This window comes from Flavobacterium ranwuense (assembly GCF_004349315.1).
GTDB classification, from domain to species: domain Bacteria; phylum Bacteroidota; class Bacteroidia; order Flavobacteriales; family Flavobacteriaceae; genus Flavobacterium; species Flavobacterium ranwuense.
Genome location: NZ_SMLH01000002.1, coordinates 156,194 through 182,594 on the forward strand (window position 1 = coordinate 156,194; position 26,401 = coordinate 182,594).

A 26,401-nucleotide genomic window follows, 5' to 3' on the forward strand; every position below is an offset into this window, starting at 1 on the left:
ATTTATGGACAGACAAAACTGTTTCCATTGTGGTTTAGATATTATAAAAGCGAAAGAAATTATTTTTGATAAAAAAGAATTTTGTTGCAATGGTTGTAAGACCGTTTACGAAATTTTTAGTCTGAATGATATGACTTGTTATTATGATTTTGAAAAATCCCCTGGAGCAACCCCCCAAGACAGTAATGGTAAATATGATTTTTTAGACAATGAAAGTATCGTTTCAAAACTTTTGGAATTCCAAGAGAGTTCAACCGCTATTATTTCACTTAATATTCCACATATTCATTGCAGCTCGTGTATTTGGATTCTGGAAAATTTACAACGTCTTCAAAAAGGAATAAGTATTTCTCAGGTTAATTTTCCCGAAAAGAAAGTTCGAATCACTTATAATCCAGAAGCGGTTTCAATAAAAACGATTGTGCTCTTATTGAGTTCTATTGGTTATGAGCCCTATATCAGCCTGGAAAATTATGAAACAGGCAAGAGCCATATAGACCGAAGTTTGACTTATAAACTAGGTGTTGCCTTCTTTTGTTTTGGAAATATCATGTTACTTTCTTTTCCCGAATATTTTGAAGTTAAGGAATATTGGTTAGATCAATATCGTGGTTTTTTCAGATGGCTGATTTTTGCGCTTTCCCTACCCAGTTTTCTGTATTCGGCCAGCGGGTATTACGTTTCGGCCTATAAAAGCATCAGATCTAAAATGCTTAATATCGATATTCCTATTGCTTTGGGAATTATTGTGATGTTTGTTCGGAGTACGTTTGATATCGTGATGGATTACGGACCCGGTTTTTTCGACAGCTTAACAGGATTGGTCTTCTTTATGCTTTTAGGTAAAATGTTCCAAATCAAAACCTATAGTTTTTTGAGTTTTGAAAGAGATTTCAAATCGTATTTCCCTATAGCAATTACTAAAATCAATACTGATACTTCCGAAGAAAGTGTGCCAGTTTATGATATTCAAAAAGGCGACAGACTACTCATCAGGAATCAGGAACTCATTCCAGTAGATGGTATTTTAATTTCAGAAAAAGCAGAGATTGATTATAGTTTTGTTACCGGAGAAGCCATTCCGATTACCAAACAATCCGGTGATAAAGTATTTGCAGGAGGAAAACAAATGGGCAAAGTAATCGAAATGGAAGTGTTGCATTCCGTTTCACAAAGTTATTTGACACAATTATGGAGTAATGATGTTTTCCAGAAAAAAGTGGAACAAAAGCATAAAACGATAACAGATAACATCAGCCGTTATTTTACTCCAATCCTTTTATTAATAGCTTTTTCAGGATTTGGATATTGGATTTTTATTGATGCCAATATTGCTTTCAATGTTTTTACAGCAGTGCTGATTGTTGCCTGCCCCTGTGCCTTGGCATTGACGGCACCATTCACTTTTGGGAATGTACTGCGGATTTTAGGTAAACAGAAATTTTATCTCAAAAATGCATTGGTTATAGAGCAATTAGCCAAAGTGGATACTCTAGTTTTTGACAAAACGGGAACCATTACAACCAACAAAAAATCGAATATTTCCTATGAAGGAAATGTGCTTTCAGATGAGAATTTGTTGCTGATAAAAAAGGTACTTCGGACTTCCAATCATCCATTAAGCAGAATGCTATATGATTATTTGCCTGTTTCAATCTTGCAAAACAAATCGGAAAAGGAAACTCCAAAGTTAAAAGTTGATGCTTTTGAAGAAATTACAGGAAAAGGAATTCAAGCTCAAATTTTTAACCAAAAAATTCAAATTGGTTCCGCTGCTTTTGTCGAAAAAATAGACGATAATAGTATTCAGCAAACTTCAGTTCACATTCGAATTAATGCTGTTTATTACGGAAAATTTATTTTTAATAATCAATATAGAGAAGGCTTAGAGGTACTTTTTAAAAGATTAAGCAGTAAATATCAAATCAAAGTTTTGTCTGGTGATAATGAAGGGGAACGTTTTACTCTTGAAAAACTTTTGCCTAAAGGAACGGAACTGATTTTCAATCAAAAACCAGAACAAAAATTAGAATTTATCAAGAATTTACAACAACAAGGTAACAATGTGATGATGGTGGGAGATGGGTTAAACGATGCAGGAGCCTTGGCACAAAGTAATGTTGGAATTTCAATTTCAGAAAACGTGAATGTTTTTTCACCGGCTTGTGATGCGATTTTGGATGCCAATGAGTTTCAAAAATTAGATTATTTTTTAAAACTGTCCAAGAAGTCCATTAGTACTATTAAAATGAGTTTTACATTATCCTTATTGTATAATGTAGTAGGGTTATCATTTGCGATTACGGGGAATCTATTGCCACTAGTCGCAGCCATTATAATGCCTTTGAGTACCATTACCATCGTAAGTTTTGTTAGTGTGATGAGCAGCTATTATGCACGCACTCTAATCCCAAAAGGAAAATAACGAATTAACTTATCGAAGTATGACAAATGTCATATTTTACTAAAGAACGTCAAAGTAACTTTGTTAACACAAATTTAAGGTATGAGTGTCATCTATTTATTAATCTCCATCAGTATTCTGGTTGCAATCGTTTTTTTTATAGCTTTTATAAGAGCTGTTAAAAAAGGTCAATATGACGACGATTATACACCATCGGTGCGAATGCTTTTTGACGATGAGTTAATTCAGTCAAAAATTGAAAAACCTAAAGAGGAAAGTTCAGCAATTTTAAACCTTAAATCTTAGACTTTTAAATAAAAAACAAATTTTAATTATGGAAATGCAGCAGTTTTATTATGACAACAAAATTGTAAAGAAATTCATTTATGCGACCATTGTTTTTGGGGTAGTAGGAATGTTAGTAGGGCTTACATTGGCCTTTATGTTTCTTTTTCCCAATTTAACCGATGGAATTTCGTGGTTGAGTTTTGGTAGGTTGAGACCTTTACATACCAATGCAGTTGTTTTTGCTTTTATAGGAAATGCCATGTTTGCCGGTATTTATTACTCTTTGCAAAGATTGTTAAAAGCCAGAATGTACAATGATTTTTTAAGCAATCTGAATTTTTGGGGTTGGCAGTTAATTATTGTTGCTGCTGCTATTTCATTGCCAATGGGCTACACTTCTTCTAAAGAATATGCTGAATTAGAATGGCCAATAGATATTGCATTAACGTTAATTTGGGTCGTTTTTGGTATCAATATGATTGGAACCATGATAAAAAGACGAGAACGTCATTTATATGTAGCGATTTGGTTTTACTTGGCAACTTTTATTACCGTTGCAGTTTTACATATTTTTAATAGTTTAGCCTTGCCGGTTTCACTAATGAAAAGCTATTCTGTTTATGCAGGAGTTCAGGATGCTTTAGTACAATGGTGGTATGGTCATAATGCCGTTGCTTTTTTCTTAACGACTCCCTTTTTAGGATTAATGTATTATTTTGTTCCCAAAGCGGCGAATCGTCCGGTCTATTCATACCGCTTGTCGATTATCCATTTTTGGTCTTTAATTTTCTTGTATATCTGGGCAGGGCCACACCATTTATTATATTCTGCATTGCCAAATTGGGCTCAGAATTTAGGAGTTGCTTTCTCTATAATGTTGTTAGCGCCTTCTTGGGGAGGTATGATAAACGGACTTTTAACCCTGCGTGGTGCTTGGGATAAAGTAAGAGTGGACCCCGTTTTAAAATTCTTTGTTGTAGCCATGACAGGTTATGGTATGGCTACTTTTGAAGGGCCAATGTTATCACTTAAAAATATAAATGCTATTGCGCATTATACCGATTGGATCGTTGCTCACGTTCACGTAGGGGCACTAGCCTGGAATGGTTTTCTAGCTTTCGGGATGATTTATTGGTTGATACCAAGAATGACTAAAAGTACCCTATACTCTATTAAATTGGCTAATTTCCATTTCTGGATTGGAACGTTAGGGATTATACTTTATACGGTACCCATGTATCTTGCAGGTTTCTTACAGGCTTCAATGTGGAAACAATTTAACCCAGATGGAACTTTGACCTATGGTAATTTCCTTGAAACCGTAACTCAAATCATGCCTATGTATTGGATGAGAGCTATAGGAGGAACAATGTACCTAATAGGAATGCTTGTTTTGGTTTATAATATCATTCAAACAGTACGAAAAGGGAATACTATCGAAGACGAATTAGCTCAAGCACCTGCCTTACAAGTAATCAGTACAGGAAGAATAAAAGGAGAAAAATTCCATCCTTGGTTAGAAAGAAAGCCGATTCAAATGGCAATTTTAGCAACAATAGCCATATTAATTGGTGGTATTATTCAAATTGTACCCACTATTATGGTAAAATCTAATATCCCTACAATAGCCAGTGTAAAACCCTATTCACCCCTGGAACTCGAAGGACGTGATTTATATATTCGCGAAGGTTGTGTAGGTTGTCACTCGCAATCGGTTCGTCCTTTTCGAAGTGAAGTAGAACGGTATGGACCACAAGCCAAAGCAGGTGAGTTTGTATACGATCATCCATTCCTTTGGGGTTCTAAACGTACCGGACCCGATTTGTTACGAGTAGGAGGAAAATACAATGACAACTGGCATTTTAATCACATGTGGAATCCACAGAGTACTTCTACTGGCTCTATTATGCCCGGTTATAAATGGTTATTTGATAATGAAGCTTTGGATATTTCTTCATTACAGAAGAAAATGGAAGTCATGGCTACTCTTGGAGTGCCTTATAGCGAGGCCCAAATTGCAAAGGGAGCTAAAGACTTAAGAGCACAGGCCATTCAAATTGAAGAAAGCTTGAAAAATGACCCAGATTTTGTATCGAGTTACAATGAAAGCAAAAAGAAAGCTGAAGCCAAAGGAGAAAAATTTGTACCGATGAATGAAAGAGAAATAGTTGCTTTAATTGCCTATATTCAAAGATTAGGGACTGATATAAAAGTAAAAGAGAATAAGTAAAACTAATAATTATGTTCGAACAAGTTAAACACAATTTAGAAACCATTGCAGGTATTGCCATTTTTCCAATCATTTCCTTGCTCATTTTCTTCACCTTTTTTGTAGGACTTGGAGTTTGGGTCTTTTCTTATAAAAAAGATACAATCCAGGAAATGAGTCAAATTCCTTTGGATGATAATTGTATAGTATAATTTTTAAAAAATTAGAAAATGAAAAAATCAATCCCAGTATACGTTAGAGTTCCTCTTATTTTCTTTGCTGTATTCGGCGCAATGGAATATTTTATTGACTCTGGAGATCGACCGGCTTTTATAAAATTCCCAATGGTTTCGCTCTTTTTATTTGTCTTTCTATTTCTTTTGATAGCGATAGAAATTACAATGAATGCTATTGATAATGTGACTTATCAATTGTTGAGTGAGGAAGAGAAGCTTAAACAAGAAACCACCAGTTCGCTTAGTTGGAAAGAACAACAATGGTACAAAAACCTTAGGAGTAAGTTGACCAATGCTGATTCAGACGGTGACGAAGGGCAATTATTGTTAGACCATGATTATGACGGTATCAAGGAATTAGATAATAATTTACCGCCTTGGTGGGTATATTTGTTTTATGCTTGCGTAGTTTTTGCAGTCGTTTATATGGTTCGTTACGAAGTATTAGGAGCCGATAATCAAGAAATGGAACTCAAAAACGAAATCGCTCAAGCTAAGATTGATGTTGCCGAGTATATGAAAACGGCTCCGGATCTAATGGATGAAAAAACGGTAACCTTATTAGCGGAGCCTACTGATTTGGCCGTGGGAAAAGAAGTTTTCACCACAAACTGTGCTGCCTGTCACAGAGCAGATGGTGGAGGACAAATTGGCCCCAACCTAACCGATAAAGAATGGGTTTTGGGTGGAGGAATTAAAAACTTGTTTCACACTATAAATAACGGGGGGCGTGATGGAAAAGGAATGATAGCCTGGAAAGGAACGCTAAAACCAAAAGAAATTCAAAAAGTGGCGAGTTATATACTATCGCTGCAAGGAACCAATCCCGCAGACGCAAAAGTAGCCGAGGGAGAAGTTTGGATAGATGAAACCAATTCTGGAAAATAAAAAATTAGATACCACTAAACGATGTCAAAGTTAGCAACCGAGACATCGTTTTTTTTAGATTAAAATTGTAAAAGAGCAAAAAAATGGCAAAGATACCAAACGAAGCTTTTAGTCCCGATAGCTCCTATCGTGATACCATTGGGACAATTGATGAGGAAGGAAATAGAAAGTATATTTATCCCAAAAAGCCATCGGGTAAATTTTATGACTACAGAAAATGGGTGAGTTATTTTCTATTAATCATTCTGATAGTCAATCCATTTATCAAAATCAATGGCAATCAATTTATGATGTTCAACATAATAGAACGTCGTTTTAATATATTTAGTTTCCCTTTTTGGCCCCAAGATTTTTATCTTTTTGTACTATTTATGGTCATTGGGGTGGTTTTTGTCATTCTTTTTACGGTCATTTTTGGTCGTATTTTTTGCGGATGGGTTTGTCCACAAACTATTTTTATGGAAATGGTCTTTCGAAGAATTGAGTATTGGATTGAAGGAGATCGTGGTGCTCAAATTCGCCTAGAAAAACAAGAATGGAATGCCGAAAAAATCAGAAAAAAAACATCTAAATGGGCTATTTTTCTATTAATTTCCTTTCTAATTGCCAATGTTTTCTTAGCTTATATTATAGGAAGTGATGATTTGTTCCAAATGATCAAAGATGGGCCAGGAAATCATGCCCGTACTCTTATGGCGTTATTAATTTTTACAGGTGTTTTTTATTTTATTTTTAGTTGGTTTAGAGAACAAGTTTGCATAATCGCCTGCCCCTACGGAAGATTGCAAGGCGTATTATTAGATAAAAAATCGATAAATGTAGCTTACGATTTTGTTCGCGGAGAGAAAGAAGTCGGAAGAGCTAAATTTAATAAACAAGAAGATAGAGCAGCCGCCGGAAAAGGAGATTGTATCGACTGCAAGCAATGTGTAAACGTTTGCCCAACGGGAATTGACATTCGCAACGGAGTACAGCTGGAATGCATTAATTGTACCGCTTGTATTGACGAATGCGATACCATAATGGAGGGTGTAGGATTGCCAAAAGGACTTATTCGTTACGCTTCTGAAGATGAAATTGAGAAAAAAATCAAGTTCAAGTTCACGGCAAGAATGAAAGGGTACTCAGCGGTATTAATTATTTTAACAGGGATTCTAATAGGGTTATTGTTTTTGCGTAACGATGTAGAAGCAAGTATTTTGAGATTACCCGGGCAACTGTTTCAGCACAAAGGGGATAACATCAGTAATATTTATACTTTTAAAATCATCAATAAAACGAACAACAATTTTAATGATATTCATTTCAAATTAGTTGGTATTAAAGGAACTTTAAAAGTTGTAGGAAAACAAGATTTCAAAGTACCTCAACTAGGGATGAATGGAGGAACTTTGTTTATAGAAATTAATAAGAATTTATTGGAAAGCGATAAAACAAAATTAATAATTGATGTGTATAACGGAAATGAAAAAATAGAAACCGGCACGACGAGTTTTTTGAGTCCGAGAAGTTTTGATTAATACGTTAAGTTTCAGGATTAAAATATTTAAATAAAACAATATGAAAATTAATTGGGGTACCGGAATTGTTATTGCTTTTGGCTTGTTTATAACGTTTATTTTATATTTTGTTATCAAAGTACAATCAGATTCAAAATATGACAATGAGTTAGTTGTGGAAGAATATTACAAACATGATGTTCATTTTCAAGAGGAAATGGAGAGAACTCAAAACGCATACGATTTGGGTGAAAAACCAGTGATAACATCTACTTCAGAAGGAGTTACAATTGTATTTCCTGATATATTTGACCCAAATAATATTAAAGGAAAAGTGTCCCTTTATAGACCGTCTAACAAAAAATTAGATTTCGAAATTCCGATTTCGCTGTCTAATGCTACTTTGCTCATACCTAAAAAAAGTTTGCTAGGCGGTCATTGGGACATTAATATGGAATGGCAATATGAGGGAAAGTCCTATCTGACCAAAGAAAAAATTTATATTAATTAGGGGGAAATCATGAGTTAAATGTTATGAGTTTGATATAGCACATAACAAGATAGGCCTTAACCCCAATAATCCATACCTAAAATGCTTTACACAGCTTTTATTTTCGGTTTGATCAGTAGTTTTCACTGTATTGGTATGTGTGGTCCCATTGCTATGATGTTACCAGTGGATAGAAATAATTCCACAAAAAAAGTCTTTCAAATTTCCACCTATCATTTAGGAAGATTGACCGCTTATGCCACTATTGGCTTTGTTTTTGGCTTGCTTGGGAAAGGTTTTTTTATGGCTGGAATTCAACAGAAATTGTCCCTGTTTATTGGTATTGCAATGATAGTGATCGTCTTGGTTCCCGAAAAAGTTTTTGCCCAACACAATTTCTCGAAACCCATTTTCAAATTGATTTCTAAAATAAAAACAGCTTTAGGAAGCGAGTTTAAAAACAAGAGTTACAAATCGATATTTACAATTGGGTTGCTCAACGGATTTTTACCTTGCGGAATGGTTTATGTAGCTTTGTTCGGTGCAATAGCGATGCAAAGTGCAAGTTTTGGAATTTTGTACATGATCTTATTCGGGTTAGGAACAGTTCCCATGATGACTAGCGTCGTTTATATTAATTCTTTTTTGACTGCTCCCATTCGAAATAAAATCCAGAAGGTAATTCCTTATGTGGCTGTTGTCATCGGAATATTGTTTGTTTTAAGGGGGTTAGGATTAGGAATTCCATATGTTTCCCCATCAAATATGAGTTTGTTTGTACAAGAACAACCGACTTGCCATTAATTTTTGAATTAGATTTTTTAGAGAAAGGAATTAAAAAGAAAAGCATGACGAAATAGTAGGACAAACGCTTTACACATACGCTTTACACATACGCTTTAAAAGCGCAGACACAAATTCCACTAATTTACACAATTAATCTGTGTAAATTAGTGGAATTTGTATTAATAAAAGTCAACTCAATCTTTTTTGATGTGTAAATTAAGTTTAAATTGTTTGCCTGGTTCTTAAAGGCTTGCTATTCAGTTTTTATTGTATGCTAAATCGTCATTGAAAACAATTCCGTTTCCGGTGCTTTTCTTTTTAAACGCAAGTCAAATGCCATACAGATGTTGCGAACGTAAGGTTTTCCCGCTTCGGTAACATGAAGACTGTCTTTTGAAATGGCAAGAAATCCATCTTTCTCCATTTCTTTCAATTGGAGTAAAATTTCGGGTATTTCTTCTAAATAATTGGATTCATCACTCCAAGATGTTTCAAATTGACACATTAAATTTAGAATGTGTTTTCTAATGATAAGGTCTTCACAGGTCAATGCATGGCCTCTGAAAATGGGTAATTCGTCATTCGCAATCAATTCGTAATAGTCTTCCAGTTTTTTTACATTTTGAGAAAAACTATACCAACTGTCACTGATGGACGAAACCCCTAATCCAATCATCAATTGAGTTTTTGAGGAACTGTAACCCATGAAATTTCGGTGTAATTTCCCGTTTTCGTAAGCCTCGTACAAGCTATCATTTTTTAATGCAAAATGATCCATTCCAATTTCATGGTAACCATTTTTATGCAATAATTTTTTTCCTATTTCATACAAGATTCGTTTCTTTTCATCTTTCGGAATGTCATCATCCTTAAAACCACGTTGTCCATTACCCTTTATCCACGGAACATGCGCATAGCTATAAAATGCCAATCGATCTGGTAGTAATGATTTTGTTTTTTCAATAGTATCTACTACATCTTTAATTTCCTGAAAAGGTAATCCAAAAATAATATCATGTCCAATGGAAGTATAACCAATTTCCCTAGCCCAAAAAGTAACTTTTGCCACATTATGAAAAGGCTGTTCCCTATGAATAGCTTTTTGCACTTTTTCAGAATAATCCTGAACGCCAAAACTCACTCTTCTAAAGCCTAAATCATATAATTTTTGTAAATGCTGATAAGATGTATTGTTAGGGTGCCCTTCAAAACTAAATTCATAATTTTTAGCTTTAATGGCATGTGAAAAAATACCGTTTATTAAATCTCCTAAATTTTCAGTAGAAAAAAAGGTCGGAGTACCACCACCCAAATGAATTTCTTTTATGATAGGTTTTTCTTCAAGAATTTGGCAATACAAAGCCCATTCTTTTAAAACTGCCTCAATATAGGGGCTTTCTACACTGTGATTTTTAGTAATACGCTTATTGCAACCACAAAATGTACATAAGCTTTCGCAAAAAGGTAAATGAATGTAAAGGCTAATTCCTTCCGAAGTATTACTTTCTTTAAATGATTTCCTTAATGTACGTGCCCAAATTTCATACGAAAAATTAGTTTCATCCCAGTAAGGAACCGTTGGATAGCTCGTATATCTAGGACCCGGGACATTGTATTTTTGAATTAAGGAATTCTTCATGGTAAAGACATTTATCGTTAATCAAAAGTACTATTAGTCCAAAACATTTAAAATGATAATTATCATATTAGAATGTATTCAAAAAAAAAGACTGTCTTTTGGGACAGCATCTTTCAGTGTATAATTACTAGTTAAAAGAAATACAATCTTCAATAATTTGTACTCATTTTCGATATAATTACCAGGCAATTTCGCCTCAACTTGTATATATGTGCCATTCTATCAAAATGATGGTTTACACCATAATAGGTTTTTTTTTATGTAGATATAAGATTACTTTTGATTAATACCTCAAAAAAGTATCTCCTGATTTTATTCCCATTGCTAATTCTTCCAGATTGGTATTTTCGAGCATGAATGCCAATTCATTTCTGATGGCCTTAAATTTTTCGTGAACTGGACAAGGATGATCTTCAGAACAGTAACTTAAGCCCAGACCGCAACCGGTAAAAACGCGATCTCCATCTAATGCCGTTACAATTTGGGATAGTTTTATTTGGCTCATGGTTTCTTTTGGGATTTCAAATCCGCCACCAACACCTTTAATAGAATGGATAATATTATTCTTGGATAGTATTTGTAAAATTTTGGCCGTAAAAGCCTCGGGAGAATCTATTTTTTTAGCAATATCCCTAAGTCCAACTCTATTATTTTGATAGGATTCTGATGCTATAAAAATGGTGGCTCGGATTCCGTATTCACAGGTTTTAGAAAACATAGTTGTTTTTTTACAAATTTATAGAAATAAGTGCTATTCCTTTTGAATATTTTTTATTCTTTGGGTTGACCGTTTTTTTATTTCCAAAAAAGATCATCGTTCTTCTCTGTAAAAGATTCGTCGGTATGAATTTCTTTAATTTTAGCCAATTGGTTTTCGGTGGCTATTTTTTGAATCTCAACAAATAAAATGCGTTCCTCAAAACGAATGTGTGCTTCCAATTCTTCTTCAATGAGTCCTAAAGCTTTTTCTACATCGGAAGTTTGCTTGAATAAGCGTTTCAAACGACGATGTTCTGTCAACGCTCGTTTTATGAGTTCATTTTCTGCTCCTAAAAGGGGAAATACGTGTTTTTCTTCCAATTCGAAATGGGGTTTTAAATGCGTTTTAAAAAACCAGTCCGAATATTTTTTGATGCGATCGGGTTCAATTTGCTTCGAAAAACCGGTTCGTATTTTCCAACACAATTGCAAACCATGATGATGATCGTGGCTTAAAGGTTGTAACTCCGGAGCTCTTTTTAATGGCTTATTTGAAATCATAATATATAAATTTAAAACCCGCCAAAACGGATGTAAGAGCCAAAAATGAGCAACAATACACCAATTATCGTAACTGATAGTATGTGAAAAGCCATTTCAGGCAACTTGTCTGGATTATTTTTAAGTTTGGGAATTACTCTAAATTGTGCGCTCAAGGCAAAAAGTACGGTTAACAAAAGTAAAAGTAATTTTGTGGAAACCACTTTCTCGAAAGGAGTGGTAAACTGGAACCAATATTCGATGCTAACGCCATATTTATAAGCCATTAAAATACCCGTAATGACCAGTAAAACCAAAGCCGTCATTCCTACGGGTTCATACTTCTTTTCGTAATTTAAAATGATGCTTGGGTCTTTTTCTTTAAGGGCTTGAGGCAAATGACCAAAGATTAACAACAAATGCCCGCCTACCCAAACTGTGGCACTTAAAAGATGGATAATTAGCAAAAAATGATGGTTCATGTAAAATTTTATTTGTTTTTAAAGATACGCTTTTGTCAGCAACTCAACTTTAGAATCAACCTCTATAATGTACTTTAATACGTGCGGTAGAAAGGTTCTCTCTTTCCAGTTCCTTAACAGAATAGCCCAATTTTTCTAATGTAGTGGCTCCATTCACAAAATGCTGGATGTAATAATTTCCCTGATAGTTTTGCTGCTCTAAATACTGTATCATGGTTTGCATGTGATTCGTATCAATCAAATCCGAATGTACTGTGGTGCGAACTTCAAACGGGAGCCCACTTTCTACTAATAAACGCAACGACTTTTCAAAAGGCAGAAAAAGATTGGACTGCGTTATCTTTTCAAAATGAACGGGCATGGCTTTAAAATCCAGCGCCACATAATCGATCAATTGATTTTTAAGTAATTGTTGCAAAACCTCAGGTCGTGAACCATTGGTGTCAATTTTTACCAAAAAGCCCATTTTTTTGACTTCAGTTATGAGTTGAATACAGTTTTTATGCAACAGGCATTCGCCTCCGCTAAAAACTACCGCATCCAACAAATTTTTTCTGGAATGAAGAAAAGTAAGCGCTTTTTCGAATGAAATAGTTCCTTTCCCCATTACAATTTCAGGATTGTAACAATACAAACAACGCATATTACAGCCTGCAAACCAAAGAATGCAAGCTGATTTATGCGCATAATCTAATAAAGTAAAAGGCGTTATGCTGTAAATGGGAGTACTAACATTTTCCTTCATGGAAATGGGTTCGCTGTTTGTGTTCTCCTTTTTTTCCAATATTGAAACTTTCTACGGGTCTGTGATAGCCCATTACTCTTGTGTACACTAAACATTTGGTTCTCAAATGTTGGTTTTGTTCTAAAATCGGGTTTTTTGTTTTCATGTTTTTAAAAGGTTTAAAGTTTAAAGTTTTGACGTCACTAATTTTTCTATAAAGACTAAATTTTAAAATTGAATTTTTTTTGAACCATTAAGAAAATTAAGGGTTGTTTGACTTAATGAAACTTAATATTTTAATGGTGTTTTTTTAGAGGCTTAAGGTTTCAGGTTAATTGCTCAACTTTAAACTTTTTTCTTCAATTAAAGCATTATCGCATTTCGGGCAATATTCGTGTTCACCATTCAAATAACCATGAACGGGACACACACTAAACACTGGCGTAACGGTAATGTAAGGCAATTTAAAATTGGATATTACTTTCTTCACAAACTGTTTACAGGCTTCCGGTGAACTGATTTTTTCACTCATATACAAGTGTAAAACCGTTCCGCCGGTATATTTACATTGCAATTCGTCTTGTAAAAACAACGCTTCAAACGGATCTTCGGTATGATCTACCGGAATCTGGGAACTGTTGGTGTAATAAATATTGTCGCCCTGTCCGGCTTGTAAAATGTTCGGGAAACGTTTTTTGTCTTCCTTGGCAAATCGGTAGGTTGTTCCTTCGGCCGGTGTAGCTTCCAGATTGTATAAATTTCCTGTTTCCTCTTGGAATTCTTTCATTCGATTCCGAATATGTTCCAAGATTTCTGATGCAAATTCGATTCCTGATGATGAAGTTATCGAGTCTTTATTTCCGGTAAAATTCGCAATCATTTCGTTCATTCCGTTTACACCAATGGTCGAAAAGTGATTTCTGAAATGTTGGAGATACCGTTTAGTGTACGGATACAAACCTCGGTCGTACATTTCCTGGATAAACACTCTTTTTTTCTCTAAAGTAGATTTAGAAATGTATAATAATCGATCTAATTGTTTGAATAATTCTTCTTTATTTCCTTTGAATAAATAACCCAAACGCGCCATATTAATGGTTACTACGCCAATGCTTCCTGTCATTTCTGCACTTCCAAAAAGTCCGTTTCCACGTTTTAACAGTTCTCTTAAATCGAGTTGCAAACGACAACACATACTGCGAACGGCATTGGGTTTATACGCGTTTTCGTTTTCTGTTTTATTGCCATTTTCATCCAAAACATATTGGCTTCCTATAAAATTCTGGAAATATGAAGAGCCTATTTTAGCTGTATTTTCAAAAAGCAAATCGGTGTTTTCTCCATCCCAATCAAATTCTTCAGTAATGTTTACTGTCGGAATAGGGAAGGTGAACGGCTGTCCGTTGGCATCGCCTTCGGTCATTATGGTGTAATACGCTTTGTTGATGAGGTTCATTTCCTTTTGAAAATGCTCGTAACGCAATTCGGTTACTTTTGTAACGCCTCTTTCCTGGGCTCGCAATAAAAGGTCATAATCAAAATTGTTTTCGAAAAAATGATAGTCATTTTTCGTCGGAATTTGGGTTTTCAAATCATCGGGAACCACCCAGTCCAAAGTGATATTCGTGAAAGGCGATTGTCCCCAACGTGCCGGAACATTCAAATTGTAAACAAAACTGCGAACTGCTTTCAAGACATCCTCAAAAGACAAATCATCTTTGAAAACATAAGGAGCCAAGTACGTGTCAAACGAACTGAAGGCTTGCGCTCCGGCCCATTCGCTTTGCAAAATCCCAAGGAAATTCGCCATTTGTCCCAAAGCTTCTCTAAAATGCGAAGGCGCTTTGCTTTCCACGCGTCCGCGAACGCCATTAAAACCATCGTTGAGCAACACCCGCAGACTCCAACCGGCACAATATCCGGTCAAACAATCTAAATCATGAATGTGGATGTCGCCATTGCGATGCGCGTAGCCTTCTTCTTTTGTATATACTTTATCGAGCCAATAATTAGCAATAATTTTTCCGGCAACATTGTTGACCAATCCCGCATTAGAGTAGGAGGTATTGGCATTGGCATTGATGCGCCAATCTGTTTGTTCGATGTATTCTTCGATAGTTTGTGTGCTGTCAACATAAGTGGTGTCTTCGTTTAAACCATTCACATGTTCACGTTGCAATTTGCGTGTATGCCTGAATAATATAAAGGAACGCATGACTTCGAAATACTGTTTCTCGAAAAGGTTTTTCTCGATTAAATCCTGAATTTCCTCAACGGCCCAGGTTTCTTTGGATTGTAAATCCTGTATAGTTTTTTCGAAAATAATTTCATCAAATCCTATGGAAACACTCTGAAAGCTTTTTTCAATCGCATCCTTTATTTTAAAACTTTCAAAAGGTTTGTATTCTCCGTTTCTTTTGATGACATATTTTTCCATAGCATTTGGTGATTTGTGTTTTGTATTTTGCGATTAATTTTACTCTTGGTCTGAAAATGTTTTTTCTAAAAGCATGGCGCTTGGAAACAAAATATTGTTTTCCAAATGAATGTGTTTGTGTAAATCCTGCTCAAAATCAGCTAACATAGCATAAGTCACACGGAACGTACTACAACCATCGGCCGGCGGTGTGTAATTATTGGTTAGCGATGCTATTTTAACAAAACGGTCTCCTTCGGCTTCATGTTCCTCCATCATCATGGCTATCGGATTTTTTACGGTTCCAAATTGTGGTTTCGCAATTTGTTCTTCTGTAAGCGCTGCTTTTACCATTTTTTTTATAAAAGGAAACAGAATCAGTTCTTCTTTTTTCATGTGTTGTGCTAATTCGCCTGCACAGCCAATAAACAGTTCATTGATTTCGAATAATTCAGGATGATTTGCTCCATGAACTTTACATAATTTGTCTAAAAATGGAAGCAAAATTTGCGTTTTTTCTTCCACATAACGGTGATGCGTTTTCTCAATATAATCTGCCAATAGGTCCAAAGGCCAAATTTTGAAATCTATGGTACTGTCATTTTTGGTTGCCAAAACAGTGTTTAACTGGTCCATTAATTGATCCGTGTCAATGTCTTTTTTTTCGCAAGCTTCCTCGATTGTTCGGTTTCCCTTGCAGCAAAAATCAATTCCGTATTTTGAAAATATAGCTGCGGTTCTAAAATCTTTTGCAACGTATTCTCCGATTGTTATTTTCTCTAAAGTTTCCATAAGATCTGTTTTCGATTAAAATTTATTTATGCAAAAATAACCATTATTTTTAATAAAAGATAAATTTATCCGAATTTAAATTTTTAAATTTATTTTATTTTTAATTCAGTAGTTTTCAAATAGATGTGTTTTTTATAAGTCTTTTTTAATGGATTATAATTTTACAATTTAAATAAAAATCTAAAGATGATTTTTATCATGTTTTAGCTTTTTTTAAAGCCATTAATTTGCAATAAACAAATAAAAGACATTTTTATCCTTTATTTGAATTGAAGTAAATTTATTAACTAACAAAAAACAGATACTTATGCTTTCAAAATCACAGGCAAGAGCATTTTTTTTAGGAGGAACATTGGTCACCTTTTTAATCTTTATAGGATTGACTATTTATTCGTTCATGCCAAGGAATGATCAAACAAACTACAGTAAGATTACTAAAGAGGTAGTGAGGGGAAAAGAAATTTGGGAGACCAACAACTGTATGGGCTGTCATACCATTATGGGCGAAGGAGGGTATTATGCTCCCGAGTTAACAAAAGTGGTAGATCGTCGCGGCGAAGGATACATCAAAGCGGTTTTGATGTCGCCAATTCCATGGGCACCAAATGGGCGAAAAATGGTTGCTTATCATATGAATGAAACGGATGCAAACGCTATGGTCGCTTATTTAAAATGGATTGGAAAATTAGATTTAAATGGTTTCGACCGAATCGTTTCCCCTTTAGCTAAAGAAAATAATTAAAATTTTTAAAAATGAAATATAAATCACAGAAAGTAGCCTACTGGTTTTTTGCATTGTGCATGCTTTTGTTCTCGCTGCAAATTATCTATGGCTTTATCATGGGCTTTGACCGAATAGGAATTCAAGGGTTACACGAAATTATTCCTTTTAACGTAGCACGAGCGGTGCATACCAATTTGTTAGTGGTATGGTTGTTAACTGGTTTTATGGGTGCGGCGTATTACATTATTCCCGAAGAAGCGCAACGCGAATTGATAAGCGTAAAATGGGCTTATGTACAACTCATATCACTAGCCATTGTTGGTGTTGTTACCATAATTGGCTTTCACTTCAACCATTGGGAAGGAAGGAAATTTTTAGAAATTCCTAGAGAATTAGACTATTTAGTAGTTGTAAATGTGCTGTTGTTCTTATTCATAATTTTGGGTACGCTTTTCAAAGGAAAACGTCAAACTACAACAGCGCTAGTGCTCTCCATGGGTTTGTTATTTGCAGCCCTGCTTTATATACCTGGAATGATTTGGTTTGACAGTCAGGTAATGGACTCCTTTTTCCGTTGGTGGGTTGTCCACTTGTGGGTTGAAGGTGTTTGGGAATTAATTATGGGAGGTATCCTTTCGTTCTTATTAATTAAGTTAACTGGAGTTGACAGAGAAGTTATCGAGAAATGGCTTTACGTAATTGTTGGACTTACCTTTCTTTCCGGAGTTCTTGGAACTGGGCACCATTATTACTACATAGGCGTAAATAAAATTTGGTTAATCGTTGGTGGTATTTTCTCTGCATTAGAACCTTTGGCTTTCTTAGCGATGGCATTATTTGCTGTAAACATGTATAGAAAAGGGGAAAAAAGTCATCCCAACAAAATTGCTTTATTCTGGACTATTGGTTCGGCTATCGTTTCTTTTGTAGGTGCGGGATTACTTGGTTTTGCTCATACATTGCCACAAACAAACCTTTATACACATGGAACTTTGGTAACAGCGATGCACGCTCATTATGCGTTCTGGGGTGCTTATGCGATGATTGTATTAGCGATGATTAGTTATGCTTTGCCCAATTTAACGGGACGTAAACGCTATCAAAGCGCACAGGGTATGATGGCTTTTTGGTTATCCAATATTGGAATCCTGGGGATGACAGTAGCTTTTGGTGTTGCCGGAGTTGCTCAAGTATATATGGAGCGAAAAATGAAAATGGATTTCATGGTTGTTCAAAGCGAAATCAGCATCCATTTTGTAGTGCTTCTTATTTGTGCCACCATGTTTACCACAGGAATAGGTTTATTTATTTTTGATTTTATCAAATACGGCAGACCTACAGACGAAGCTTTAGAAGGAACGCATGACGAAACTCTTTCTTTTCCTGAAATAAAAAAAGGGCTTAATCATGCCTCCAAGAAAAAAAACGCATTTTCGGAAAAAATAAAATAGAGCTCTTTAAAAATTTATTATAGCCAACGCAACTCATTACTATTGGAAACAGAACTTGTCATTGCCTGTAAACATTAGAATGGGTTTCGTTTTTTTAAAATATAATTATGACACTAAATATCCCATATTATCACGCGGTAGGCAAAGAAAAAGAGGTCTTTGAACACGCCTATAAAAACAAAATTCCTTTCCTGTTGAAAGGACCAACCGGAACAGGAAAATCCCGTTTTGTAGAATACATGGCGCATCAATTGGATAAAAAACTTATCACAATTAGCTGTCACGAAGAAACTTCTTCTACTGATTTAATTGGACGATTTATTATCAAAGGAGCCGAAACAGTTTGGCTGGATGGTCCATTGACCACTGCCGTAAAAGAAGGAGCCATTATTTATTTGGATGAAATCGCCGAAGCGCGACCGGATGTTATTGTAGCCATTCACTCCTTGACGGATCACAGAAGAGAATTATTCATAGACAAATTAGGCGAAACCGTAAAAGCGCATGACGATTTTATGTTGGTGGCCTCTTTTAATCCTGGTTATCAAAGAGGTTTTAAAGAACTAAAACCATCGACTCGTCAGCGATTTATTGCCGTTTATTTTGAATATCCGGAAACGAAAATTGAAACTGAAATTTTGGTAAAAGAAACGAATGTTGATCATGATGTAGCCAAGAAACTGGTAGCCATTGGAAACAAAATCAGAAACTTAACTGAATTGGGGTTGACAGAAACCGTTTCGACACGACTTTTAGTGGATGCCGCCAAAATTATTCATTCTGGTCTTCCAAAACGATTGTCAGTTCATGTGGCTATTGTAGAACCGTTAACTGATGATTTACAAACGGTGGAAGCATTGAAGGATTTGTGTGATTTGATGATATAATAAAAAGTAATCAGTGGTCATTGCGAGGAACGAAGCAATCACACTCGCATAGATCGCTATTTATATACTGGATAATCTGGATGAGATTGCTTCGTTCCTCGCAATGACAAAAAACAAAAAAAAGATGGGTTTCGAAATAGATGAATACATATATGGAAAGTTTGTCAGACATTTTAAAAAGTCTAAAAAAATTGATATTGAAATTCTTAACAGAACGATATATTTAAATGATATAAAACCGCGATTGACTATTTTAGCTCGTGCTTTGACGGGGAAACCAATCGAAATTTTCCCTGCCGAAAGAGAAGGAGGATATAAAAACAATAATTTTTTTCTCCCCATTTCTTTTTCCAAATTGCCTACGAAAAAAGACAATCTTACTTTTTATCTTTTTAGGATTTTGTATCTGAGCATTCAGCAGCGGTTGAATTTGAATTGGACTTTGCAAGAAAAAGACCAGCCTTTAGCACTTTCACAACAAAAAGCATTGGAAACATCAGAAACTGTTCTAACAATTTTGTTTGAAGAATTTTCTATCGATAAAAAGTTTCATACCGAAACAAGACAGCATTTCATTCAAAAAGAGAACGGGAAAAATGCTCCTGATTTTTCTTGGCTGTATGGTAAATGGATGCAAAATGAAATAGAAAAAAACAGTAACACCATTCTCGAAAATTTCTCTGATAAAACCCAAAAAGGAAATAAGAATCAAGCTTTAACGACTTTAAAATCAAAAGCGGTAGAAGAAGTGATTACTGTTGAGGTTGATAAAAAGCAACAAGAAGATTATGTCTTGCTCCATAATTTTGAAAAAGTGGAAACGGCCGAAGAATTCAATGGAACTTGGCGCGATTTTGATGGTTCAGACGAATTAGAAGAGCATCAGGAAGCATTGGAAGAGTTGAACATGAAGTACACGGTTCGGGTAGATGATACGGCACATTCCGTTTATCAATCTGATTTTATTGAGAATACTTCCATCTCCGAAAGTGCCGAAATTGATGCCAAAGGATTCCATCTTACGTATAACGAATGGGATTTTAGCAAGCGTATTTACAAAGAAAATTTCTGTAAAGTATATCCGAAATCACAACAGAAAACGGACCCTAATTATTATAAAAAGACCATTACAAAAAATGCGTCCACTTTATTAGGCTTGCGCAAAATGCTGACCAATGTCAATAACAGAATGCAACAGCAAAAACGCCAGACACAAGGTGACGAATTTGATATCGATGCCATTACCGATTTGTATATTGATGTGCATTCCAAACGAACCCCTTCGGAAAATATATACATTTCAAACCGGAAAAAAGAAAAGGATTTGTCGATTTTAATCCTCTTGGATATTAGTCTTTCCAGTGATGGATATGCCGCAGGAAACCGTGTGATTGATGTGGAGAAAGAGGTTTCTATTCTTTTTGGAGAAATCTTAAATGAGTTTAATATTGATTTTTCCATAGACAGTTTCTACTCGAAAACCCGCAATTTTTCGACCTATTTAACAGTAAAGGACTTTGATGAAAATTGGAACATCGCTAAACATAAAATTGGAGCTGTAGAACCCAGTGGCTATACCAGAATTGGTGCTGCTTTGAGACATGCCGGCGCAAGACTCGATAATAGAAACACCAAAAATAAATGGGTAATCCTGATTTCTGACGGAAAACCCAACGATTATGATAAATACGAAGGAAAGTACGGCATCAATGATGTGAAACAAGCGCTTCGGGAACTCAATAACAGGAATATTAATTCCTATGCTTTGGCTATTGAAGCTCAGGCAAAATATTATCTGCCGCAAATGTTCGGGCAAAATCACTATCAAATTTTAACTACACCAGTCGAATTATTGCAATCCTTGGTGCAATTGTACGAAAAAATTAAACATCAAAAATAAATATATAATGAACGATATTTCAAATACCACAACACTTCCCGAAGGACATCCGGTTCAGGTTTACTTTCAGGAAAACGACATTATTCATGCACTTTTAGAGGAACTCTCCGCTGCAAATCCTGCGGATGATTTACAGAAATACACCAATATTTTAAATCAGCTTCATACCATCGAGAAACGATTTGCCCGAAAAGAAAATCAGCTTTTTCCATTTCTTGAAAAAAAAGGCTGGGTTGGTCCTTCACAAGGCATGTGGTCTTTTCATGATAATTTAAGGGAGCAATTCCGTTTAATTCAGTACTATCTTAAAATGAATAATCCGGAAAGAATCAATAGCAACACTCTTTTTCTGGTCAATGGAATTTACAGATTGATGCAGATGGAAGAAACGGTTTTGTTTCCAAATGCTTTGGACCTCCTTACCGAAGCCGACTGGATTGAAATGCGCAAGGGCGAAGAAGAAATAGGTTGGATGCTGCCAGAAGCTCCTGCTCCTTATCCAAAACAAGAATACATTCACCCAAGTGAAGATTTTACCAAAAGAGAAATGTCTTTTTCACTCGAAAATACGTCTCATTATGACGAAGGATATATGACGGTGGAGCAGGTAAATTTACTTTTCAAAACGATGCCGTTAGATCTTACTTATGTTGATGAAAATGACAAAGTGATTTTCTATAATCGGGGAGAAGAACGTGTTTTTCCCAGAAGTGCCGGTATTATTGGTCGTGAAGTCAAGTTTTGCCATCCGCCAAAAAGTGTAGGGACAGTGCTTAAAATCTTGGATGAATTTAGGAAAGGAACTCAAAATGAATCTTCATTTTGGATTAATTACAAAGAACGTCTGATTTACATTCGCTATTTCGCGGTAAGGGATGCTGATAAGAACTACAAAGGCGTCATTGAAATGTCTCAGGATATTACAGACATCAAGAAAATTGAAGGCGAGAAACGATTATTGGACTGGGAGTAGTTTTATCTTAAAAACATACAAAAATGAACACACTTAAAATTAATTATAAAAGCATCTATTATCCGCCGGGGGGAATTCTGATGTGGATTATTATATTTCTGGAGCTCATTACTTTCGGAATGGCACTGTTAGCATTCGTTTATTACGGAAAAGAACAGCCTGAATTGTTTCATCAATCGCGATTACAACTCAATACAACTTTTGGAGTAATAAACACTATTTTTTTGTTGACGAGTGGTTTTTTTATGGCCAATTCAGTCTTGGAGTTTAAAAACAATAACCGTTTAAAATCATCTTTATATTTTAAATTAACCATGCTTGGTGGACTGCTGTTTTTAATACTAAAAAGCGTTGAATACTATCATAAAATGGAATCGGGTATCACTCCGGAAACCAATGTTTTTTTTGCTTTTTATTGGTTGTTAACCGCTTTTCATTTGATTCATGTAATCATGGGTTTGGTGATTTTAATCTGGACCAACTATGGAATGACCAAGAAAAATTCAGATACAGGTATTGACGATATTGAAGCCTGCGCTGCTTTCTGGCACATGTGTGATTTGATTTGGTTGTTGCTATTTCCTGTTCTGTACTTAATTTTTTAGAAAATGAAAAAAACACTTTTTATTACGTATGGTTTATTGATTGTATTGACGGTTTCAACCGCTTTGATTTCAAATACAATGTCTGTTTCTCGTATTTTAATTATTCTAATTATGGGATTATCTGTACTGAAATTTCTCTTGGTTTCTTTTGAATTTATGGATCTTAAAAAAGCGCATTCATTTTGGAAAGTGAGTTTAATTTTGGTTTTAGGATTGATTATTTTGGGAATAGTTGTGTAGAAATAAGTTCTTATAAAAAAGTTAACAACATGACAAATATCATAATAAAGGATGTTTTTGTCTTTTATATTTACACTATAAATTACGATGAATTTAACAATCTATAATTATGAAATGTACATTTAAATTTAACAGAAAAAACAAGGTAACTGCTATTGCTTTTTTTGTAGCCCTTGGTCTGTTTTCTTGTTCCAAAAATGAAGAAAAAGACGCAAAATATTATGAGAACATTAAGGTGGAAGGTCAAAAAACGGCTGAACTGACTGCGCCACCTTTTGTACCTAAACCAGTAGGTGATCGTGCGGCCACAAAATTGGTTGTGAACATGGAGATTAAAGAACAAGAGGGCGAAATGGTAGATGGTGTTAAATATACTTATTGGACCTTCGGAGGATCAGTTCCTGGAAGTTTTATAAGAACTCGTGTAGGTGATGAGGTAGAATTTCATTTGAAAAATCACCCCGATAATAAAATGCCGCACAATATAGATTTGCATGCGGTAACTGGACCAGGCGGAGGAGCAACCTCTTCATTAGTGGCGCCGGGACATGAAAAAGTATTCAATTTTAAAACGTTGAATCCTGGCTTGTATGTGTACCATTGTGCCACAGCTCCTGTTGGGATGCACATTGCAAACGGTATGTATGGTTTGATATTAGTGGAACCTGAAGGTGGTTTGCCTCCAGTTGACAAAGAATACTACATTATGCAAGGCGATTTTTATACCAAAGGAAATTATGGAGAACAAGGATCTCAACCATTTGATATGAATAAAGCGATTAAAGAGCAACCGGATTATGTAGTGTTTAATGGAAAAGTAGGGGCGTTAACAGGAGATAAAGCATTAACAGCCAAAAAAGGGGAAACAGTACGTATTTATATGGGGAATGGTGGACCAAACTTAGTCTCTTCTTTCCACGCAATTGGTGAAATATTCGATAAAGTTCATATTGAAGGTGGCGATATGATTAACAAAAATGTCCAAACAACTTTGATACCAGCTGGTGGCGCAGCAATAGTTGAATTTAAAGTGGATGTTCCCGGTACGTATATTTTAGTAGATCACTCCATTTTTAGAGCTTTCAACAAAGGGGCATTAGGAATGTTAAAAGTAGAAGGGAATGATAATAAGATAGTCTATTCTGGAACAACACAAGAAGGGATTTATTTGCCGGAAGGAGGTACCATACAAAATATGCCTAAAGTGAAAGGTACTACTCAAAGCATTGCGGCGAAAACTGTAGCTGAACACGTTAAAGCAGGGAAAGAACTGTACGGAAGAACCTGTCTAGCCTGTCACCAATCTGAAGGGCAGGGAATTCCCAACGCATTCCCTCCATTAGCCAAGTCAGATTTCTTAAACGCTAATTCTGGCAGAGCAATAAATGCTGTTTTGCACGGATTGAGCGGAGAAGTTACTGTAAATGGTAAAAAATTCAATAACGTCATGACCAGTCAAAATTTGACCGACGATGAAGTAGCCAGTGTATTGACTTATGTGTATGACAGTTGGGGAAATAATAAAACGGTTGTAACGCCGGCAATGGTTAAAACATTGAGAGGAAAAGTAGCTCCAAAAGCAAAAGATATTCATGAATAAAAACAGGATTGAATCCAAATCTAAATAAGTATTTAACAATAATTATAATAATATGAAAAAGTATATTTTATGCATCGGAATGATGGGATTGGCTTTACAGGGATACAGTCAAAGCGCTGATAAAGGAAAAGGAATTTATGCGAAAACGTGTATCGCTTGTCACCAAGCTGCCGGGCAAGGAATTCCGGGTGCTTTCCCTCCTTTAGCCAAATCTGATTACTTAAATAAAGATGTGAATCGCGCTGTAAAAGGTGTCGTAAAAGGGTTAACCGGACCAATTACTGTAAATGGTAAAAAATTCAGTGGTGCCATGCCTGCACAAGCATTAAGCGATCAACAAATAGCAGATGCAATGACCTATGTTTACGCCAGTTGGGGAAATAACAAAACTACGGTTACACCAGCAATGGTAAAAGCCCAAAGAAAATAATTCGTACAGCTTAAAAGAAATTAGCCATGTTAAATATGAAAAATTTTTTGCCAATATTTTTGTTTCTTATTACAGCATCGCTATGGTCTCAAGTTGTTAAAATGGCTTCTATTGAAGGGGGGACTTTTGTCCCCCTTTATGGGGCTACAAGTAAAAAACCAGTACAAGTTGACGCTTTTAGTCTTGATATTTATCCGGTAACCAATACCCAATTTTTGAAATTTTTGAAGAAATATCCAGAAAACAGTCGCTCCAGAATGAAAGGTATTTTTGCCGATAAAAGTTATTTATCGCAATGGGAAAGTGATTTTAATTATGGGGCTGCCAATTTAAGTTCTGCTCCGGTAACGAATGTTTCTTGGTTTACAGCCAAAAAATATTGTGAGTGCCAAGGAAAACGATTACCCACCATGGATGAATGGGAATATGTTGCCATGGCCGATGAGAAACGAATTGACGCACGTACTAAAGAAAGCTTTAATAATTATATTTTGTCTTGGTATGAAAAACCAAAAACCTATGCGAATCCGGTAGGTCGCACCTTCAAAAATTATTGGGGTGTTTATGATATGCATGGATTAGTTTGGGAATGGACAGCCGATTTCAATAGTGTTTTTCTTTCCGGGGAATCCAGAAAAGACAAGGATACGGACCGGAATCTATTTTGCGGAAGCGGTTCTGTAAATGCAACAGATTTAATGAACTATGCCGCTTTTATGCGTTATGCTTTCCGAGGAAGTCTTAAGGCACGATTTACTACTAAAAACCTCGGTTTTCGATGTGCGAAAGATAAAAAGTAGCGCTCAAAATCAACTCAAATGACAACAGAAATGAAATCAAATAGTCACAATCCCAGCTTATCTAAACAGACGAATCTTCTAAAAATAAAAGCTAAGAAAAACAGGTGTAAAACGCTTTTTTTAGGATTAGTTTTAATTCTTTTATCACTTCAGTCCTGTGTTAATAAATCAAAAGCGGAGACAATAGACAAACCTATTTCGGATTTATCCATTTACAATCTTCCGTCAAAATGGACCAATGAAGAAGGTGAAAATATCGAAATGAAAGATTTGAAGGGGAAAGTGCTGGTTATGGTTATGATTTACACTTCTTGTAAATCTGCTTGTCCAAGATTAGTGGCTGACATGCGAAATATCGAACAAAGATTGCCGAACAACATAAAGGATAATGTGAATTTTGTTTTAGTGAGTATCGATTCTACTGTAGATGCGCCCAAACGGTTGAAAGCATTTGCCATTGAGAACAAAATGGACGGCGCACAATGGGTTTTTTTACGCTCATCAGAAGAGAATACAAGAGAATTTGCAGCAGTTTTAGCAGTAAACTATAAAAAAATAGCGCCTTTGGAATTCTCCCATTCCAATATCATAAGTGTATTTAATGCTGATGGGGAATTAGCCTATCAACAAGAGGGTTTAGGTGTCAATTCAGACCAAACCATTCAGAAGATTACAGAGGAAGCTCAAAAAATAAATTAA

27 protein-coding genes are annotated in these 26,401 nt (G+C 35.4%); 19 read left to right on the forward strand and 8 right to left on the reverse strand.

Annotation, left to right across the window (positions count from 1 at the left end; translation table 11 throughout):
* Positions 1 to 4 precede the first annotated feature (4 nt).
* The 8 genes from E0I61_RS05240 to E0I61_RS05275 all read left to right on the forward strand — a co-directional run bounded on the left by E0I61_RS05240 (position 5) and on the right by E0I61_RS05275 (position 8,818).
* Positions 5 to 2,425 carry a heavy metal translocating P-type ATPase gene (locus tag E0I61_RS05240; protein WP_132069896.1) on the forward strand — a complete coding sequence of 807 codons (2,421 nt, stop codon included), beginning with the start codon at positions 5 to 7 and terminating at the stop codon, positions 2,423 to 2,425.
* Between the two features lie 81 nt (positions 2,426 to 2,506).
* Positions 2,507 to 2,710, forward strand: coding sequence for a cbb3-type cytochrome oxidase assembly protein CcoS (ccoS, locus tag E0I61_RS05245; protein ID WP_131996550.1), 204 nt, complete (start codon positions 2,507 to 2,509; stop codon positions 2,708 to 2,710).
* Between the two features lie 28 nt (positions 2,711 to 2,738).
* Positions 2,739 to 4,922, forward strand: coding sequence for a cytochrome-c oxidase, cbb3-type subunit I (gene ccoN, locus E0I61_RS05250; protein ID WP_132069898.1), 2,184 nt, complete (start codon positions 2,739 to 2,741; stop codon positions 4,920 to 4,922).
* A gap of 11 nt (positions 4,923 to 4,933) precedes the next feature.
* On the forward strand, positions 4,934 to 5,113 hold the full coding sequence (locus E0I61_RS05255) for a cbb3-type cytochrome c oxidase subunit 3 (RefSeq protein WP_131996556.1): 180 nt from the start codon (positions 4,934 to 4,936) through the stop codon (positions 5,111 to 5,113).
* 18 nt (positions 5,114 to 5,131) lie between these two features.
* Positions 5,132 to 6,025, forward strand: coding sequence for a cbb3-type cytochrome c oxidase N-terminal domain-containing protein (locus tag E0I61_RS05260; protein ID WP_132069900.1), 894 nt, complete (start codon positions 5,132 to 5,134; stop codon positions 6,023 to 6,025).
* A gap of 83 nt (positions 6,026 to 6,108) precedes the next feature.
* The gene (gene ccoG, locus E0I61_RS05265) at positions 6,109 to 7,545 is read left to right on the forward strand and encodes a cytochrome c oxidase accessory protein CcoG (RefSeq protein ID WP_132069902.1); all 1,437 of its coding nucleotides are present in this window, start codon (positions 6,109 to 6,111) and stop codon (positions 7,543 to 7,545) included.
* A 40-nt stretch (positions 7,546 to 7,585) separates the two neighbouring features.
* Entirely contained in the window at positions 7,586 to 8,035 is a 450-nt protein-coding gene (locus E0I61_RS05270) for a FixH family protein (protein ID WP_131996566.1), read from the forward strand.
* An 81-nt stretch (positions 8,036 to 8,116) separates the two neighbouring features.
* Complete coding sequence (locus E0I61_RS05275) at positions 8,117 to 8,818, forward strand: sulfite exporter TauE/SafE family protein (protein WP_132069904.1); 702 nt, start codon at positions 8,117 to 8,119, stop codon at positions 8,816 to 8,818.
* Positions 8,819 to 9,074: 256 nt separating this feature from the next.
* Here E0I61_RS05275 and hemN read toward each other — a convergent pair whose 3' ends face one another.
* The 8 genes from hemN to ric form a co-directional block, all read right to left on the reverse strand.
* Positions 9,075 to 10,439 (reverse strand): oxygen-independent coproporphyrinogen III oxidase, encoded by a 1,365-nt coding sequence (gene hemN, locus E0I61_RS05280; protein WP_132069906.1) that lies wholly within the window; start codon positions 10,437 to 10,439, stop codon positions 9,075 to 9,077.
* 283 nt (positions 10,440 to 10,722) lie between these two features.
* The gene (locus E0I61_RS05285) at positions 10,723 to 11,157 is read right to left on the reverse strand and encodes an RrF2 family transcriptional regulator (RefSeq protein WP_131996575.1); all 435 of its coding nucleotides are present in this window, start codon (positions 11,155 to 11,157) and stop codon (positions 10,723 to 10,725) included.
* A gap of 77 nt (positions 11,158 to 11,234) precedes the next feature.
* Complete coding sequence (locus tag E0I61_RS05290; RefSeq protein ID WP_132069908.1) at positions 11,235 to 11,699, reverse strand: hemerythrin domain-containing protein; 465 nt, start codon at positions 11,697 to 11,699, stop codon at positions 11,235 to 11,237.
* Between the two features lie 11 nt (positions 11,700 to 11,710).
* The gene (locus tag E0I61_RS05295) at positions 11,711 to 12,160 is read right to left on the reverse strand and encodes a CopD family protein (RefSeq protein ID WP_132069910.1); all 450 of its coding nucleotides are present in this window, start codon (positions 12,158 to 12,160) and stop codon (positions 11,711 to 11,713) included.
* A 55-nt stretch (positions 12,161 to 12,215) separates the two neighbouring features.
* The gene (locus E0I61_RS05300) at positions 12,216 to 12,905 is read right to left on the reverse strand and encodes an anaerobic ribonucleoside-triphosphate reductase activating protein (protein WP_131996584.1); all 690 of its coding nucleotides are present in this window, start codon (positions 12,903 to 12,905) and stop codon (positions 12,216 to 12,218) included.
* The gene (gene nrdD / locus E0I61_RS05305; protein WP_131996587.1) at positions 12,889 to 13,050 is read right to left on the reverse strand and encodes an anaerobic ribonucleoside-triphosphate reductase; all 162 of its coding nucleotides are present in this window, start codon (positions 13,048 to 13,050) and stop codon (positions 12,889 to 12,891) included. Before nrdD ends, E0I61_RS05300 begins: the two co-directional genes overlap by 17 nt.
* Positions 13,051 to 13,215: 165 nt before the next feature.
* Positions 13,216 to 15,321 (reverse strand): ribonucleoside triphosphate reductase, encoded by a 2,106-nt coding sequence (locus E0I61_RS05310; RefSeq protein ID WP_132069912.1) that lies wholly within the window; start codon positions 15,319 to 15,321, stop codon positions 13,216 to 13,218.
* A 39-nt stretch (positions 15,322 to 15,360) separates the two neighbouring features.
* Positions 15,361 to 16,092: an iron-sulfur cluster repair di-iron protein gene (ric, locus tag E0I61_RS05315; RefSeq protein ID WP_132069914.1), complete on the reverse strand. Its 732-nt coding sequence runs from the start codon at positions 16,090 to 16,092 to the stop codon at positions 15,361 to 15,363.
* A 307-nt stretch (positions 16,093 to 16,399) separates the two neighbouring features.
* Between ric and E0I61_RS05320 the strand changes: the two genes are divergently transcribed.
* The 11 genes from E0I61_RS05320 to E0I61_RS05370 all read left to right on the forward strand — a co-directional run bounded on the left by E0I61_RS05320 (position 16,400) and on the right by E0I61_RS05370 (position 26,401).
* Positions 16,400 to 16,834, forward strand: a complete 435-nt coding sequence (locus E0I61_RS05320) for a c-type cytochrome (protein WP_131996596.1) — start codon at positions 16,400 to 16,402, stop codon at positions 16,832 to 16,834.
* Between the two features lie 11 nt (positions 16,835 to 16,845).
* A complete protein-coding gene (locus E0I61_RS05325; protein ID WP_132069916.1) occupies positions 16,846 to 18,267 on the forward strand; it encodes a cbb3-type cytochrome c oxidase subunit I in 1,422 nt (473 codons plus the stop codon).
* A 107-nt stretch (positions 18,268 to 18,374) separates the two neighbouring features.
* Complete coding sequence (locus tag E0I61_RS05330) at positions 18,375 to 19,154, forward strand: CbbQ/NirQ/NorQ/GpvN family protein (protein ID WP_132069918.1); 780 nt, start codon at positions 18,375 to 18,377, stop codon at positions 19,152 to 19,154.
* A 124-nt stretch (positions 19,155 to 19,278) separates the two neighbouring features.
* Positions 19,279 to 21,054 carry a nitric oxide reductase activation protein NorD gene (locus E0I61_RS05335; RefSeq protein WP_132069920.1) on the forward strand — a complete coding sequence of 592 codons (1,776 nt, stop codon included), beginning with the start codon at positions 19,279 to 19,281 and terminating at the stop codon, positions 21,052 to 21,054.
* Between the two features lie 7 nt (positions 21,055 to 21,061).
* Positions 21,062 to 22,027, forward strand: a complete 966-nt coding sequence (locus tag E0I61_RS05340) for a DUF438 domain-containing protein (RefSeq protein ID WP_132069922.1) — start codon at positions 21,062 to 21,064, stop codon at positions 22,025 to 22,027.
* Positions 22,028 to 22,050: 23 nt separating this feature from the next.
* Positions 22,051 to 22,632: a cytochrome c oxidase subunit 3 gene (locus E0I61_RS05345; RefSeq protein WP_132069924.1), complete on the forward strand. Its 582-nt coding sequence runs from the start codon at positions 22,051 to 22,053 to the stop codon at positions 22,630 to 22,632.
* A 3-nt stretch (positions 22,633 to 22,635) separates the two neighbouring features.
* Positions 22,636 to 22,872, forward strand: a complete 237-nt coding sequence (locus tag E0I61_RS05350; protein ID WP_132069926.1) for a cytochrome C oxidase subunit IV family protein — start codon at positions 22,636 to 22,638, stop codon at positions 22,870 to 22,872.
* A gap of 109 nt (positions 22,873 to 22,981) precedes the next feature.
* Complete coding sequence (gene nirK / locus E0I61_RS05355) at positions 22,982 to 24,472, forward strand: copper-containing nitrite reductase (RefSeq protein WP_132069928.1); 1,491 nt, start codon at positions 22,982 to 22,984, stop codon at positions 24,470 to 24,472.
* 52 nt (positions 24,473 to 24,524) lie between these two features.
* The gene (locus E0I61_RS05360; protein WP_131915757.1) at positions 24,525 to 24,902 is read left to right on the forward strand and encodes a c-type cytochrome; all 378 of its coding nucleotides are present in this window, start codon (positions 24,525 to 24,527) and stop codon (positions 24,900 to 24,902) included.
* A 35-nt stretch (positions 24,903 to 24,937) separates the two neighbouring features.
* Positions 24,938 to 25,702 (forward strand): formylglycine-generating enzyme family protein, encoded by a 765-nt coding sequence (locus E0I61_RS05365; protein ID WP_132069930.1) that lies wholly within the window; start codon positions 24,938 to 24,940, stop codon positions 25,700 to 25,702.
* 18 nt (positions 25,703 to 25,720) lie between these two features.
* Positions 25,721 to 26,401, forward strand: a complete 681-nt coding sequence (locus E0I61_RS05370; protein ID WP_235832068.1) for an SCO family protein — start codon at positions 25,721 to 25,723, stop codon at positions 26,399 to 26,401.